At 70.8% G+C, this 14,778-nt stretch carries 12 protein-coding genes; 6 read left to right on the top strand and 6 right to left on the bottom strand.

Features of this window, described 5'->3' with window-relative positions; genetic code table 11:
- Positions 1–6: 6 nt before the first annotated feature.
- From TPA0908_RS01595 to TPA0908_RS01585, 3 genes are all read right to left on the bottom strand, one after another.
- A complete protein-coding gene (locus tag TPA0908_RS01595) occupies positions 7–1,572 on the bottom strand; it encodes a glycosyltransferase family 87 protein (RefSeq protein WP_281933963.1) in 1,566 nt (521 codons plus the stop codon).
- 122 nt (positions 1,573–1,694) lie between these two features.
- The gene (locus TPA0908_RS01590; protein WP_281933961.1) at positions 1,695–4,535 is read right to left on the bottom strand and encodes a transglycosylase domain-containing protein; all 2,841 of its coding nucleotides are present in this window, start codon (positions 4,533–4,535) and stop codon (positions 1,695–1,697) included.
- A gap of 194 nt (positions 4,536–4,729) precedes the next feature.
- Entirely contained in the window at positions 4,730–5,176 is a 447-nt protein-coding gene (locus tag TPA0908_RS01585; RefSeq protein ID WP_107162012.1) for a DUF5318 domain-containing protein, read from the bottom strand.
- 176 nt (positions 5,177–5,352) lie between these two features.
- On the opposite strand from TPA0908_RS01585, the gene TPA0908_RS01580 reads away from it, so the two are divergent.
- Positions 5,353–5,991 carry a PadR family transcriptional regulator gene (locus TPA0908_RS01580; RefSeq protein ID WP_281934636.1) on the top strand — a complete coding sequence of 213 codons (639 nt, stop codon included), beginning with the start codon at positions 5,353–5,355 and terminating at the stop codon, positions 5,989–5,991.
- 23 nt (positions 5,992–6,014) lie between these two features.
- The gene (locus tag TPA0908_RS01575; RefSeq protein ID WP_107162010.1) at positions 6,015–7,094 is read left to right on the top strand and encodes an inositol-3-phosphate synthase; all 1,080 of its coding nucleotides are present in this window, start codon (positions 6,015–6,017) and stop codon (positions 7,092–7,094) included.
- 89 nt (positions 7,095–7,183) lie between these two features.
- On the opposite strand, the gene TPA0908_RS01570 is transcribed toward TPA0908_RS01575, so the two are convergent.
- Positions 7,184–7,663, bottom strand: coding sequence for a methylated-DNA--[protein]-cysteine S-methyltransferase (locus TPA0908_RS01570; protein WP_281933957.1), 480 nt, complete (start codon positions 7,661–7,663; stop codon positions 7,184–7,186).
- Positions 7,664–7,730: 67 nt separating this feature from the next.
- Between TPA0908_RS01570 and TPA0908_RS01565 the strand changes: the two genes are divergently transcribed.
- Genes TPA0908_RS01565 through TPA0908_RS01550 form a run of 4 tightly spaced genes read left to right on the top strand, consistent with a single transcriptional unit; the run spans position 7,731 to position 11,415 of the window.
- Positions 7,731–8,240, top strand: a complete 510-nt coding sequence (locus tag TPA0908_RS01565; protein WP_281933955.1) for a SigE family RNA polymerase sigma factor — start codon at positions 7,731–7,733, stop codon at positions 8,238–8,240.
- Positions 8,237–9,328: a TolB-like translocation protein gene (locus tag TPA0908_RS01560; RefSeq protein WP_281933953.1), complete on the top strand. Its 1,092-nt coding sequence runs from the start codon at positions 8,237–8,239 to the stop codon at positions 9,326–9,328. The genes TPA0908_RS01565 and TPA0908_RS01560 overlap by 4 nt, the downstream gene beginning before the upstream one ends.
- A 31-nt stretch (positions 9,329–9,359) precedes the next feature.
- Complete coding sequence (locus TPA0908_RS01555; RefSeq protein ID WP_281933951.1) at positions 9,360–9,881, top strand: NfeD family protein; 522 nt, start codon at positions 9,360–9,362, stop codon at positions 9,879–9,881.
- A gap of 25 nt (positions 9,882–9,906) precedes the next feature.
- On the top strand, positions 9,907–11,415 hold the full coding sequence (locus TPA0908_RS01550; RefSeq protein ID WP_281933949.1) for a flotillin family protein: 1,509 nt from the start codon (positions 9,907–9,909) through the stop codon (positions 11,413–11,415).
- A 50-nt stretch (positions 11,416–11,465) separates the two neighbouring features.
- Here the strand turns inward: TPA0908_RS01550 and TPA0908_RS01545 are convergent, their stop codons facing one another.
- The gene (locus TPA0908_RS01545; RefSeq protein ID WP_281933947.1) at positions 11,466–13,043 is read right to left on the bottom strand and encodes a trypsin-like serine protease; all 1,578 of its coding nucleotides are present in this window, start codon (positions 13,041–13,043) and stop codon (positions 11,466–11,468) included.
- Positions 13,044–13,314: 271 nt separating this feature from the next.
- Positions 13,315–14,772, bottom strand: a complete 1,458-nt coding sequence (locus tag TPA0908_RS01540) for a CCA tRNA nucleotidyltransferase (protein WP_281933946.1) — start codon at positions 14,770–14,772, stop codon at positions 13,315–13,317.
- Between the last annotated feature and the right edge of the window lie 6 nt (positions 14,773–14,778).

Here is a 14,778-nt window from a genome sequence, read left to right as displayed (position 1 = left end):
CGGGTCTCAGGCGGGCACGGGTTCGGCGGGTAGGTCGGTGGCGCCGGAGCGTGCGCGCCAGCGCTGGTGCCAGGGCGCGTCCGGCGCGCCGTCGAGCACCCCGCCGTCGGGGTCGTCGGCGTAGGTCTGCCGCACCGCGTCCTGATCGGGCCGCACGATGTCCCGGATGACGAAACCGCAGAGCACCGCCACGGTGATCAGGCGGAGGCTGGAGGCCAGCACGAACACGCCCTCCGGGAAGACCGGCCGGGAGGTGGCGGTGCCGAGCAGTTCGCCGTAGAACGCGACGAAGTAGCAGACCTCGGCGAACTGCCAGGCCAGGAACGCGCCCCACCGGGGCCGGGCGAGCACCGCGAGCGGCAGCAGCCAGAGCACGAACTGCTGCGACCAGACCTTGCTGAAGATCAGGAAGGCGGCCACCACCAGGAACGCGACCTGCGCGAGCCGGGGCCGGCGCGGGGCGAGCAGGGCGAGCGCGGCCACGCCGAGGCAGGCCAGCCCGAACAGCAGGTACGACACCCAGTTCAGGGTGGGGATGTTCGCGTTGAGCCATTCGAACGGGCCGAGTTCGCCGGGCGCGGACGGGCTGATCCGGCCGTCCAGGTAGCGGCCGATGTACCAGAGCGTGCCCCAGTCGATGGGACGGGTGGTGTTCAGGTCGAAGAACCGTCCCCAGCTCTCCCGGTAGGGGATCGCCACCGGAAGGTTGACCGCGACCAGCGTCACCAGCGCGGTGGCCGTGGCGACGAGCCCGGCGAGCAGCCGGCCGGCGCGCAGCGTGAGGATCAGGATCGGGCCGAGCAGGAACAGCGGCCACATCTTCGCCGCGCCGCCGAGCCCGAGCAGCAGGCCCGCCAGCGCGGGCATCAGCATGCCGTAGCGGTCGGGTCGGCTGCGCGCCCAGGCCAGCAGCCCGAACGCGGCGAGGCCGACGGCGAGCAGGTCCCAGTTGACGGTGGCGGTGAGCACCAGCGCCGGCGAGAGGGCGAACAGCGCCGCGTCCCAGGGTCGTCGGCGGCGCAGGCTGAGGATGACCGCGACGGTGGCGACCGCGAGCGCGCCGAGCACCAGCGCGTTGAGGTTGTAGAACCACTGCCCCTGGTTGATGGCGGGGTTGTCCACGCCGAGGGCGTGCACCGGGAGGCCGAGCGCGCCCATGAAGTAGCCGGTCAGCACCGGGTACTCCACCGGGTGGTCGGCGTAGGGCACCTTGCCCTCGTTGAGACCCTCGGCGTAGTAGAGCGCCAGCACGTCGGTGTAGCACATCCGGGTGTACTGGACGTTGTTCTGCCAGGCGCCGTCCTGACAGGGGGACTTCTGCACCCAGTGCAGCGCGAGTGTGAGGCAGATCAGGGCCAGCACGATCCGCGCCGCGCTCCAGAACCGGCTGTCGCGGCCGGCCGGCCGGTCCAGGGCGGCGGCGTGGTCACCGAGCGGTCCGCCGATCAGGCCGGACGTGCCGCGGACGAACCAGTCCGAGCGGGACGGGTGGTCCTCGGTCGCTCCGGGCCGGGGCGTCTGCTCCCCGGACGTGCCGGGTTCATCGATGCCTGCGGTCGACTCGGTCCTCATGGAGAGGCATCCTGCCGTACGTCGGGGCCGTCCGTCCCGCCGCGCGCGCAGAAATTCCGGTACGCGAAACGCGGCGGCGGCCGGACCGCTCGGGTCCGGCCGCCGCCGTCGGGTGGTGCGCGTCAGTTGGTCTGGCGGTTGGGTGGGGTGCTGGGCAGCACTCCGCCGCCTCGCCCGCCGCCACCGGGGAGGCCGCCGCCGGGGTTACCGCCGCCCTGGTCGCCGCCGCCGGGGTTGCCGCCGCCGCCCGGGTTGCCACCACCCGGGTTGCCGCCGCCGGGGTTGTTGCCGCCGGGGCAGAACAGGCCGAGCGGGTCACAGGCCGGCCCGCCGGGCTCGTTCGGGGCCGGCGGCGGGGGTGCGGGCATCTCGCCGTTGCCGACGTCGTCCTTGCCGACGTTCGCGGCCGGCGGGAAGTCTTCCTTGTCCTTGCCCTTGAGCGCGTCGTTCATGAAGCGCTGGAAGATCTCGCCGGGCATCTTGGCGCCGCTGATGTCCGCGCCGTCCTTGTACTTGATCGCCTTGCGGGCGCCCTTGTTGCCGACCCAGACGGCGGTGGCGAGCTGCGGCGTGTAGCCGATCATCCAGGCGTCGCCGTTGCGGGTGCTGCCGTCGCCGAGTTCCCAGGTGCCGGTCTTCTCGGCGGCCTTGCGGCCGTCGTCGAGCCGGCGGTTCACCTGGCCCGGGTACTGCTCCAGCACGGAGGTGACGTCGGCGGCGATGTCCTTGTCGATCCGCCGCTGCGGCTTGAGCTTCTCGCCGCCGACCGTGTCCCACTTGCCGGTGTTCGGGTTCTGCTTCTCGACCTTCCGGATGAAGTGCGCCTTGTTGTAGACGCCCTCGTTGGCGAAGGTGGCAACGCCGTTGGCGTGGTCGAGCACCGTGATCGGGTACTGGCCGTAGCCGATCACGTGGAAGAACGGATTCGGCGCGAGGTCCTTCGGGTCGGCCTTGGTCAGGTCGTGCGGCTTGGCCGGGTTGGTGTCGGTCTGCCACATGGTGGTGACGCCGGCCTGCTTGGCCATGTCGAGGACCTTGTCCGGGCCGATCTTCTCGGTGATGTAGTAGAACGGCACGTTCAGCGACTTGAGCGTGGACAGCTCCAGCGTGCAGGAGTCGCCACACTTGACCCGGTCGGCACCGGCGTTGCTGACCTTGAACTTCGTGTCCTTCGGCGTGAACGCGGAGCCCTTCCAGCGGGACTTGATGGAGATGCCCTCCTTCAGCGCCGCCGCCAGCGTGTAGATCTTGAAACTCGAACCCGGTGAGTGGCCGCCGCTGACCACGCCGTTCTCGATGTTCTTGCCGGCGTAGTCGGTGCCGGTGCCGTTGTCACCGCCGTAGTAGGCGAGCACCCGGCCGGTCTTCGGCTCGACGGACACCATGGCGGCCATCAGGTTCGACGGCTGCCCGGCGAGCGCGGAGCCCTTCTTGGCCCGCTGGGCGGCGTCGAGCGCCGCCTCCTGCATCTTGGCGTTGATGGTCGTGGTGATCTTGTAGCCACCACGGCTCAGCGCCTTCGAGCAGAGCGGCTTCGCGTCGGTCGCCTCGGCCTCGTTGTCGGTGCAGAGGTTCATCTCGCGCAGTTCCTGCGAGACGTAGTTGACGACGTTGCCGTACGGCGTGTCGATGCCGAAGCCGCCGGCGCTGTTCTTCGTCGGCTTCGCGATGTCCTTCGGGTATTCGGTGGGGTGCTGCGGCATGTTCGGCGCGTCCAGCCACTTCTCGGTGATCATGCCGTTGATGACGTAGTTCCACCGGTCCAGCGCGGCCTGCGGGTTGATCGCCGGGTCGTAGCCCTGGTGCGTGGAACTCGGCTCGGGCTGCTTGATCAGCGCGGCGAGCACCGCCGCCTCGGCCACGGTCAGCTTGTTGACGTCCTTGTTGAAGTACGTCCGTGCCGCCGACTGGATGCCGTACGCGCCCCGGCCGAAGTAGATGACGTTCAGGTAGTGCTGCATGATCGTCCGCTTGTCGTAGCGGTCGTTCAGCTTGGAGGCGAGGACCGCCTCCTTCACCTTGCGGCCGTACGTGTCCTGGTTCAGGTTGTCGAACGCGTTGCGGGCGTACTGCTGGGTGATCGTCGAGGCGCCCTGCTTGTCGCCGCCGCTGATGTTGTTCCAGGCGGCCCGCGCGATGCCCTTGTAGTCCACGCCGGAGTGACGGTAGAAGTTGCGGTCCTCCGCCGCCGCGACCGCGTGCTGGACGTGCTCCGGGATCTGGTCGATGGTGACCAGCTGCCGGTTCTGGTCGCCGATCCGGGCGATGGGGGTCTTGCCGGTGGAGTCGTAGATGGTGGTCGACAGCGGCGGGATGGTGTCCTCCGGGAGCACCACCTTGGTGGAGTACCAGGTGAAGCTGACCACGCCGATGCCGGCGAGCATGATGAACACGGCGAAGCCGGCGATCAGCATGTTGAGCCGGCGCCGCTTCTTCGCCCGGCCCGGATCCCCACCGCGGCCGGCGCGACCGGGGCCGGTCGGACCACCCGGGCCACCCGGGCCGCCGGGGCCGCCGCTGAAGCCGGGCACCCCGGCCCGGGCCACCGCGGCACGGCCGCCGACGGGTGCCGCGCCGACGCTCGCCCGCCCGGCGCCGCCCACGCTCGCCGCGCCGACCGAGGCACGCCCGGCCGGTCCGGCCGGGGAGACCGGGACGGACGCCCGACCCGCGCCCGCGCGCCCGGCGACACCGGGTGCCGGCGAGACCGGCACCGAGGCGCGTCCCGCGCCGGCGCGTCCGACCGAGGCCGAGCCCGAGGCCCCACGGGGCACCGGGGCGACGCCGCCGACCGGGGCCCGGCCGCCGACACCGCCCGGGGTGACCGAGGCACGCGCCGAGGCGCCACCCTCGGGGGCGCCGGACCAACCGTTCCCGCGCGAACTCCGCTCGGAGCCGGGGTCGCCGTTCGGGCCCGGGATCTGGGCCCGCCCACGCGAAGAACTGGAATCGCCGTAGTTCATTCCTCACACCCTGCCGGTCGCGGTGGGGCGCGGGGGCGCCACCACCGGGTTGCCGTGAGCTGGAACACGGAAGATTACCGGCCCGCCGTGCCGGCCCGTGTCCGTCAAATCCGACCTAATCGGACCAATTACGCTTACCGGCTGTCGCGCGTGCCGCCCGGGTAACGGGCCGGCAGTGGTCGGGACAGCCGAGTTCACCGTTGCGCCTCTCGCCTTCGCCGGGCGGTGGAGCCGTCGGCCGCGGCCGACGCGGTCGCATCCGTCGCCTCGCCCGCGAGACCGTCCCGGCCGAGCAGGAACTGCTCGACGAGGTGGTTCCAGTCACAGCCGGGGCAGACCTCCACCACGAACACCTGGAACTCACGCAGCGTCATGGCCAGCACGGGCAACTCGGCCCGGGTACGCGCCTGACCCGCCGACTGCTTGAGTTCGTCACCGTAAATGTAGTGGACGTGGGTGAGGTTCTCGCTGCGGCAGATGGGGCAGCGGTGATCGGTCGGCTCGCCGTGGAAACGGGCGGCGTTCTTCAGGTACGGCGAGGCGTCGCAGACGTCGTACGTGCCGATCCGCCCGGCGAGGAGTTCACGCAGCACCGCTCGCTTCTGGAGCGAGTAGTCGACGACCTGGCGCTGCGTACGCATGCGGCAAAGGGTACGCGCTCCGACGAACCGAGGCGACCATGGTCACGATCAGTGAGGATCGCGTCGCGTAACCAGAGGTTTGCCCTGGCCACCGGTCTCGGCTACCGTGCGATGTATCGGCCCGATACATCGCGGCGGTTAAGCCTCCACCCAGGGGGAAAGAAGGGATGGCGCCCGTGCTCGAGTTCGCCATCCTGGGCCTCCTGCAGGAGGCGCCGATGCACGGCTACGAGCTGCGCAAGGAGTTGACCGCCAAGCTCGGCGCCATCCGGGCGGCGATCAGCTACGGCTCGCTCTACCCGACCCTGCGACGGCTGCAGGCGGCGGGGTGGATCACCGAAGCCGCCGAGACACCCGCGACCGCCGAGGAGGTTCCCGCGCTGACCAGCCGACGCGGTCGGGTGGTCTACACCATTACCGCGGAGGGCAAGGAACGCTTCGCCCAGCTCATAGCGCAGGCTGGACCCGAGACGTACGACGACACGGGCTTCGGCGTGCACTTCGCGTTCTTCGCCCGGACCGACCAGGCCACCCGGCTCCGGATCCTGGAAGGTCGCCGTCGCAAGATCGAGGAACGCCGCGAAGGTCTTCGTGACGTGCTCGGCCGGGCAGCCGAGCGCCTCGACGCGTACACCCTGGAACTGCAGCGCCACGGGCTCGACGCCTGCGAGCGCGAGGTCCGCTGGCTGGAGGAGCTCATCGCCAACGAGCGCTCCGGCCGGGCCCCGACCGCCCCGGATTCCCGGACGGTCGGCGGCCGAGGAGACAACGACAGCCCGCCCACGCCTGGAAAGTCCAGGACAGAGCGGCCGTGATGAAAAAGAAGGAGGCAGACGCTATGGGCTCCGTCCGCGTCGCCATCGTCGGTGTGGGTAACTGCGCCTCGTCCCTCGTACAGGGCGTGGAGTACTACCGGAACGCCGACCCGAACGACCGCGTCCCGGGTCTCATGCACGTCACCTTCGGCGACTACCACGTCTCGGACGTGGAGTTTGTCGCGGCGTTCGACGTGGACGCCAAGAAGGTGGGCATGGACCTCGCGGAGGCGATCGTCGCCAGCGAGAACAACACGATCAAGCTCTGCGACGTGCCGCCGACCGGCGTCAGCGTGCAGCGCGGCCCGACCTTCGACGGCCTGGGCCAGTACTACCGCGAGATCGTCGAGGAGTCGGACGCCACGCCGGTCGACGTGGCCCAGGCGCTGCGCGACGCGCAGGTCGACGTGGTGGTCTCCTACCTGCCGGTGGGCTCCGAGCAGGCCGACAAGTTCTACGCCCAGGCCGCGATCGACGCCGGTTGCGCGTTCGTCAACGCCCTCCCGGTCTTCATCGCCTCCGACCCGGAGTGGGCCAAGAAGTTCGAGGACGCGGGCCTGCCGATCGTCGGTGACGACATCAAGAGCCAGGTCGGCGCCACCATCGTGCACCGCGCGCTGGCGAAGCTGTTCGAGGACCGCGGGGTCGAGCTGCTGCGCACGTACCAGCTCAATTTCGGCGGCAACATGGACTTCATGAACATGCTGGAGCGCAACCGCCTGGTCTCGAAGAAGATCTCGAAGACCCAGTCGGTGACCTCCCAGATCCCGCACGAGATGCAGAAGAGCGACGTGCACATCGGCCCGTCCGACCACGTGCCGTGGCTGGACGACCGCAAGTGGGCGTACATCCGCCTGGAGGGCCGCTCCTTCGGCGACACCCCGCTCAACGCGGAGCTGAAGCTCGAGGTGTGGGACTCGCCGAACTCGGCCGGCGTCATCATCGACGCCGTCCGCGCCGCGAAGATCGCGCTGGACCGGAAGATCGGTGGCCCGATCCTCTCCGCCTCCTCGTACTTCATGAAGTCCCCGCCGCAGCAGTACGCCGACCACGACGCGCACGCCGCCGTCGAGTCCTTCATCAAGGGCGAGATCGAGCGCTGACGCGCTGACCTCAGCACATTCGCGAGGGCCGGGTCCGTTCGGGACCCGGCCCTCCGTGTTCGGGCCGGCCGGTCGGGCGGGCGCGAACGTCAGGACCAGGCGCGGCGCAGCGCGACGCCCGCCTCCAGCTCCAGCAGCGTCACCTTGCGCGGCAGCCCGCCGCCGAAGCCGACCAGCTTGCCGCCCGCGCCGACGATCCGGTGACAGGGCACGATCACCGGCACCGGGTTGCGGTTGCACGCCACTCCCACCGCCCGGGCCGCGCCCGGGTCACCGAGCGCGCGGGCCACCTCGCCGTAGGTGGTCGTCTCGCCGTAGGGGATGCCGGTCATCTCCCGCCAGACCGCGCGCTCGAACTCCGAGCCGCGCGGCGCCGACACCGGCACGCCGAACTCGGTCAGCTCGCCGGCGAAGTAGGCCCGTAACTCGGCCACCGCCCGCCGGGCCAGGTCGTCGCCGGGTTCGTCGGACGCCGACGCCACCCGGCCGAAGTGCGCGCCGCGTACGGCGTCGGCGTCGGTGCCGACGGAGAACTCCCCGATCGGCGAGTCGAGCACGGTCCAGCGCATGCCACCCATTGTCGCGCGGCGGGCAAAGTTTCCCCCACCCCGGGCGTCTGAGACACGGAGGTGGACGGTGGCGGAGGTCGACGGGGAGTTCACCGCGTTCGTCAACGAACGGGGGCCGGTCCTGCTGCGGGTCGCGTACGCGCTCGCCGGCAACCAGCACGCGGCCGAGGACCTGCTCCAGAACGCGCTGGCCAAGGCGTACGCCCGGTGGCCCCGGATCCGCGGCGACGCGGAGCCGTACGTGAAACGGATCCTCTACCACGACCAGTTCTCCGGCTGGCGGCGGCGGGCGCGGCGCGCGGAGGTGCCGGTGGCGGACGTGCCGGAGCGGCCGGCGGTCGGGGACGACAGTGACCTGCGGATGCTGCTGCGGGACGCGCTCCGGGCGCTGCCACCCCGGCAGCGCGCGGTGCTGACGCTGCGCTACCTGGAGGACCTGAGCGTCGAGCAGACGGCCGCGCTGCTCGGCTGCCGGCCGGGCACGGTGGCCAGCCAGAGCGCCAAGGCACTGGCTCGGCTGCGGCAACTGGTGCCGGCCCTCGACGAACTGACCACCCGGGCGGAGGTGACCCGATGAGCACGTCGCTGGAGGAGACGCTCCGGACGGCCGTACGCGATCTGGCCGACGGCGTCGCGCCCGCGCCGGAACTGGCGCTGCGGGCGCTCGGGCGGGGCCGTCGGCTGCGTCGCCGCCGACGGGTCGCCGCGACCGCCGCCGCGCTGGTCGCGGTGGTGGCGGTGACGCTGCCGTTCGTGTTGTTGCGTCCCCGTTCCGCCCCGCCGCCCACGACCCCACCGGTCACCGTCACCCCCTCGCCGGCGCTCCGGGCCGAACCCGGCGCGAACTGGGCGGACCGGCCACTGGTGCTGCCCGGTGAGTGGGTGGTCACCCGGGCCCAGGTGGTGGGCGGCTCCGGCAGCGGGTTCCTGCTCGACCGCGGGCGCGGGCGCTACTTCGCCACCGACAAGTACGACGGCATCTTTCCGGCGCCGACCGGCTCCCTCGTCGCGGTCCGCGACGACGGCCGTCCCCGGGACGTCGGCCTGTTCGATCTGGCCACCGGAAAGACCCGCTGGTACGAGGTGGGCCGGGCGCTCTCCACGCCGAACTGGTCCCCGGACGGACGGCGGCTGCTGTTCACCACCCGCCAGGTCGACCACTTCGGTTTCATCGTGCTGGATCTGAACGGGCAGAAGAAGACCCATCCGGTGGGACGGCTCGGCTGGCCCTGCGCCGACCGGTGCGAATTCACCTGGATGCCGGACGGCCGGTCGGTCGCGTTGACGTTGAGCAGGCAGAAGTCGGAGTCGTGGCCCCGGGACCTCGCCAAGGGGGTGCAACTCCTGTCGGTCGACGACGGCCGGCCCACCCGACTGGTCGAGCTGCCGGGCGGGCCGGTAGGCCCGGACGCCTGGTCGCCGGACGGCACGTTGGTGGTCGTCCAGGGGCATCAGGAGCCGCTGCTGGTGGAGACCGCGACCGGCCGGGTGGTGAACCCGCTGCCCAGCGCCGACGTCGCCTGGGTCACCGGCGACCGGTTGCTCTACCGCCGGCCGTTCGGCGCCGGGGACTTCGTGCTCGCCGACCGTACCGGCCGGGAACTGGTCCGTCAGCCGCTGCCGAAGCAACTTGTCGACCTGGCGGTGACGATCGCGCCGTACTGAGCGCCTGTGGACCTTGCACCCTGTCGATACCGTGCAGGTCGTGGCCACGGGGACGCTCATTTTCCTGATCATCGGCGGAGTGGGCGTCGGCGTGCTGACGCTGGCCCTGCTCGGCTCGGGAGTGCTGCACCTCGGTCACCCGGACGTCGACGGGCCGGTGTCGCTGGAGGCGGTCGCCGGGTTCATCGGCGCGTTCGGGTTCGGCGGCGCGATCGTCAACGAGATGCTCGGGGCGCGTACCCCCGGCATGATCGCGGCGGCGGTGGCCGGCGGCGCGCTCGCCGCCGTGCCCACCGGCTGGCTGGCGGCCCGGTTGAGCCGCGCGGCCCGCGACATGCGCACCGATCCGACCCCCACCCGGGACCACCTGGCCGGCGCGATCGGTCTGGTGGTGACCCCGATCCCCAGCGACGGCTACGGCGAGGTGCGGGTCCGCCTCGCCGGCCAGCCGGTCAAACTCAACGCCCGGTCCGACCGGCCGATCCCGGTCGGCGCCCGGATCTTCGTGGTCGAAGCGCTCAGCGAGACCAGCGTGCACGTCGAGACCTACTGATCCCTCCGCACAGACGGGAACCCCCATGCCCCTGCTCGTCGCCATCGGCGGCGCGGTCCTCCTCGCCGTCCTGCTCGTCTTCTTCGTGCTCTCCCGGATCAAGGTGGCCGGGCCCAACGAGGCGTTCATCGTCACCGGCCGCAAGGGCCGCACCACCCAGACCGCCGACGGCATCCGGTCCACCGACATGTCCGGGCAGAAGGTCGTGCTCGGCGCCTCGGTGTTCGTGCTGCCGGTGGTGCAGAAGCTCCAGTCGCTCGACCTGTCCAGCCGGCGCATCGACGTCGGCATCCGGGGCGCGGTGAGCAAGCAGGGCATCCGCGCCGACCTGCACGGCGTCGCGATCGTCAAGGTCGGCGGCACCGAGGACGCCATCCGGGCCGCCGCCCAGCGCTTCCTGCACCAGCAGGACGAGATCGACAACTTCACCCGTGAGGTGCTGGCCGGTGCGCTGCGCTCGATCGTCGGCCGGCTCACCGTCGAGGAGGTCATCCGGGACCGGGCCGCGTTCGCCAGCGCGGTGGCCGAGGAGGCCGAGCACTCGATGACCAACCAGGGCCTGGTGCTGGACACGTTCCAGCTCCAGGACATCCTGGCCGAGGGGTCCTACCTGGCCGACCTGGGCCGGCCCGAGGCCGCCCGGGTACTCAAGGACGCCGCCATCGCCGAGGCCCGCGCCCGGCAGGCCGCCGAGCAGGAGCGGCTGCTCGCCGAGGAGGCGATCGCCGAGGCGAACCGGAACCTGTCGCTCAAGCAGGCCGGCATCCAGGCCGAGATCGACGCGGCGAAGGCGAAGTCGGCCGCGGCCGGGCCGCTCGCCCAGGCCGAGCGGGACCAGGCGATCCTCTCCGAGCAGCAGAAGGTGGCCGAGCGCAATGCCGAGCTGAAGCAGCGCCAGCTCGACACCGAGGTCCGCAAGCCGGCCGACGCGCAGCGGTACAAGGTGGAACAGGAGGCCGAGGCGGCCCGCAACGCGGCGGTGCTGCGCGCCGACGCCGAGCGGCAGGCCACCATCGCCGCCGCCCAGGCCATCGCCGAGCAGTCCCGGCTCACCGGTGAGGGTGAGCGGGCCCGCCGCGCCGCGCTGGCCGAGGCGAACGCGATCGAGGGCGCCAAGGAAGGTGAGGCGGAGCAGCGCCGGCGGTCCGCGATCGCCGAGGCGGTCGAGCGGGAGGGCCAGGCCGAGGCGGCGGCCATCCTGGCCAAGGGACAGGCGGAGGCCGACGCGATGGCCCGCAAGGCCGAGGCGTTCGCCGCGTACGGCGAGGCGGCGGTGCTGGACCTGCTGGTCAAGGTGCTGCCCGAGGTGGTCGGAGCGGCGAGCGCCCCGATCGGCGCGATCGACAAGATGACCGTCATCTCCACCGACGGCGCCTCGTCGCTGACCAAGTCGGTGGCCGGCAACGTCGCCCAGGGCCTCCAGCTCGGAAGCGACCTGACCGGCATCGACCTGGCCGGGCTGCTCGCCCGGCTGGGGTCCTCCCGCAACGGCGACCGGCCGGTGGACGGTACGGCGGTCGAGCAGAGTCACTGAGGCGTACGGGCGGGATGCCGAGATCTCGGCATCCCGCCCGTACGAGGCGTTCAGTAGGTGGACGTGACCCGGTCGAAGACCTCCCAGGCACCGATTGCCGTCCGGTTGGCGATCAGCGGCTTGGCACCGGCCGAGTCGGCGCTGACGTAGTTGCCGTTGGCGTTGGCAAGCAGGCTGGTCGTGCCGTCGCTGTTCGTGATCACCTTGAACTTCTCCCATGCGCCGATCGTCGTCGCGCTGGCGACGAGGGGTGACGTGCCGCCGGCGACGGGTGACGACACATACCGCTTGACGTGGCGGGAGTAGAGCGCGACATAGCCGCCACCCACATCGATCTGGTCGAACTTCTCCCAGATGTCGACCGCGGTGCGGTTGGCGATCAGCGGGGCAGTGGTGGATCCCCCCATCGTCACGTACTTCGCGTTGATCCGGGCTCGTAGCGCGATCGGCGAGATGACGCCACGGATCCACGCCGCAGCGGTGTCGACGCGCACTTCGGTCACGTCGGAACCCGTGGCGGTGCTGCCCACGCAGCCACTCATCCAGCTTCGGAAGTGCACGCCCACCACCTGGCTCGTCCCACCGGTCGAGCGCAGAGTCGGACCACCCAGGTCACCCTTGCAGGTGCTGACCGGATTGTCGGACGCCCGGTTCATGATCATCGTGTCCGTGTCGATGCTCGACACCGTGTAGGCGCCGGTGTTCAACTGGCGGCTGACCCACTCGGTAGCCGTTCGTCCGTAGCCGGTCGCCACCAACTCCTCGCCGACCTGCGGAGCCTGGCTGGTCAGGACCGCCGGCACCACGCCGGTCGCTGGCGCGGCGAGCCGGAGCAGGGCCAGTCGGAGGGTGCCGTTGGAGACGGTCTGGCTGACGGTGGTCTCGAAGCCGCCTGTTCCGTCGACGTTGGCGCGGTTGAGGATCACCTGCGTCGGCGGCGGCGGGCCGGGTCGCGGTGGATCAGTGGAAACATAATGCACGCAGTCATAGGCGGTCAAAACCCAGTAAGCATCCACCAGGGTTCCGCTGCATTCGCGGAATCCGTAGTTCGAGCTACCGGAAGGTATTCTCACCTTCGCTACGAAGGGATAGCTCGACGGAGCGCTCACCGGCGGTGCGGCAGCTCCGCTGAGCCGAAGTTCGAGCAGCGTGTTGGCCGGAAGGGTATTGCCATCGCCCGGGTTGATGGCCACGCCAAGCCCCGGGTCGACGGCGTAGTCCTTGTTCGTCCCGTCCGGCAGGGCGGCAGTGGCCACCAATGCCTGGCCACCTGCGCGAACACCGAAAGTGCCCCCGATCCGCAAGGTCACGTAGCCCGTTGTGGCCTTCACGTCGAAGCAGTAGTAGTAGCCGTAGGGCGGTTCGGCCAACAGTTGCTCGACCTGAATCTGATCCGCACGGCACTGCTCGTCGTCGTCCACTGCGTGGCGAGCGACAATGCGGATGTTGCCATCACCCCGTGACACCGTGATCCCAAACTCCTGCTGCACGGCGGCAGCACCCGGGTAGGCATAGTCTTCGGTGTCGACGATCGGCATGGTCTCCGCCGCGTGCACCGGCCCCGGTGGTGCCACGGCCAGAGTGGTCATCACAGCCGCCGTCAGGCCTAACCGCAGGACTTTTCTCACCCATTACTCCCCGTGTCAATTTCCGTTCGAGAACGGAACCGATTCAAGCGTGGCGAAACCGCCGTTCGGGGTGGCAGTCAAAGTGCCGACAGTACGGCCACCGACACATCGGGTGTTAAAAGCTTCCGTCGCGTCGACCACCCCGTGTAGTGACGGATGCCGATGACCGTAACGTCTCGACGCGATGCCTCACAAGAGGGTGTTCCACAGCGCCGAAGTTCTCGCGGCCACCAGCCAAAGGCCGAGTGCTGCTCTTTTCCCAGCCGGCGGATCAGCCGACGATGCCCTCGCCACGGGCCCAGCGCAGCAGTTCCGCCTCGGCCTCGTCCCGGTCCAGCGGGCCACGCTCCAGGCGCAGCTCCTTGAGGTGCGCCCAGGCGCGGCCGACCACCGGGCCCGGCGGCACGCCGAGCAGCTCCATGATCGCGTTGCCGTCCAGGTCGGGCCGGACCCGGGCCAGGTCCTCCTCGGCGGCGATGCGGGCGATCCGCTCCTCCAACGCGTCGTAGTCGGCCGCGAGCTGGGCCGCCTTGCGCCGGTTGCGGGTGGTGCAGTCGGAACGGGTCAGCTTGTGCAGCCGGGACAGCAGGTCACCGGCGTCGGTGACGTACCGGCGGACCGCCGAGTCGGTCCACTCGCCCCGGCCGTACCCGTAGAAGCGCAGGTGCAGCCCGACCAGCTTGACCACCTGGGAGGTGACGTCCTTGGGGTAGCGCAGCGCCTTCATCCGGGCCTTGGTGAGCCGGGCCCCGACCACCTCGTGGTGGTGGAAGCTGACCCGGCCGTCCGGGCCGACCGCCTTGGTGCCCGGCTTGCCGACGTCGTGCATCAGCGCGGCCATCCGCAGCACGAAGTCGCAGCCCTCGGACTCCATCGACATGGCGTTCAGCACCACGGTGAGCGTGTGCTCGTAGACGTCCTTGTGCTGGGCGTGCTCGTCGATGGTGAGCTTGAGGCCGGTCAGCTCCGGCAGGAAGCGCTCGGCCAGGCCGGTGTCGACAAGCAGGCGCAGCCCGGTCACCGGGTCGGCCGCGCACAGCAGCTTGGTGAACTCGTCCCGGATCCGCTCGGCGGTGATCCGGTCGAGGTCGGCCGCCATCCGGGTCATCGCGTCCCGGACGTCGGGGTGGACGGCGAAGCGGAGCTGGGCGGCGAACCGGGCCGCGCGCAGCATCCGCAGCGGGTCGTCACGGAACGACTCCTGCGGCGTGCCGGGGGTACGGATGACCTTGGCGCCGAGGTCGGCCAGGCCGCCGTACGGGTCGGTGAACCGGTGGTCCGGGAGGCTCACCGCCATCGCGTTGACGGTGAAGTCGCGACGCTTCAGGTCCTCGGCCAGGCTGGTGCCGTACTGCACCACCGGGTTGCGGCTCACCTGGTCGTAGACCTCGGCCCGGAAGGTGGTGATCTCCAGGGTGAGCCCGTCGCGCTGGCAGGCGATGGTGCCGAACTCGCGTCCGGTCTCCCAGATCGACTCGGCCCAGCCCCGGATGACCTTGACGGTCTCGTCCGGGTGGGCGTCGGTGCAGAAGTCGAGGTCGTTGCCGAGCCGGCCGAGCAGCGCGTCCCGGACCGATCCGCCCACCAGGTGCAGTTCGTGACCGGCACGGGCGAAGCGCCGACCCAGCTCGTCGGCGACCGGGGACACGCGGAGCAGCTCGGCGACGGCGTTGCGCTGCGCGGCGGTCAGCTCACGGCGATCGGCGGCGGAGGCGGAGGCTTCGGACATGGGATC

The organism is Micromonospora sp. AKA38 (assembly GCF_027925725.1).
Taxonomy (GTDB): Bacteria; Actinomycetota; Actinomycetes; order Mycobacteriales; family Micromonosporaceae; genus Micromonospora.
The sequence above is the reverse complement of the archived record's forward strand: the minus strand, read 5'-3'. Positions and strand labels throughout refer to the sequence as shown.

What these genes read in the sequence shown, in the direction of transcription:
- TPA0908_RS01595 (WP_281933963.1), bottom strand. Translation starts at nt 1,572, where the DNA reads ATGAGGACCGAGTCGACCGCAGGCATCGATGAACCCGGCACGTCCGGG.
- TPA0908_RS01590 (WP_281933961.1), bottom strand. Translation starts at nt 4,535, where the DNA reads ATGAACTACGGCGATTCCAGTTCTTCGCGTGGGCGGGCCCAGATCCCG.
- TPA0908_RS01585 (WP_107162012.1), bottom strand. Translation starts at nt 5,176, where the DNA reads ATGCGTACGCAGCGCCAGGTCGTCGACTACTCGCTCCAGAAGCGAGCG.
- TPA0908_RS01575 (WP_107162010.1), top strand. Translation starts at nt 6,015, where the DNA reads ATGGGCTCCGTCCGCGTCGCCATCGTCGGTGTGGGTAACTGCGCCTCG.
- TPA0908_RS01570 (WP_281933957.1), bottom strand. Translation starts at nt 7,663, where the DNA reads ATGCGCTGGACCGTGCTCGACTCGCCGATCGGGGAGTTCTCCGTCGGC.
- TPA0908_RS01560 (WP_281933953.1), top strand. Translation starts at nt 8,237, where the DNA reads ATGAGCACGTCGCTGGAGGAGACGCTCCGGACGGCCGTACGCGATCTG.
- TPA0908_RS01550 (WP_281933949.1), top strand. Translation starts at nt 9,907, where the DNA reads ATGCCCCTGCTCGTCGCCATCGGCGGCGCGGTCCTCCTCGCCGTCCTG.
- TPA0908_RS01540 (WP_281933946.1), bottom strand. Translation starts at nt 14,772, where the DNA reads ATGTCCGAAGCCTCCGCCTCCGCCGCCGATCGCCGTGAGCTGACCGCC.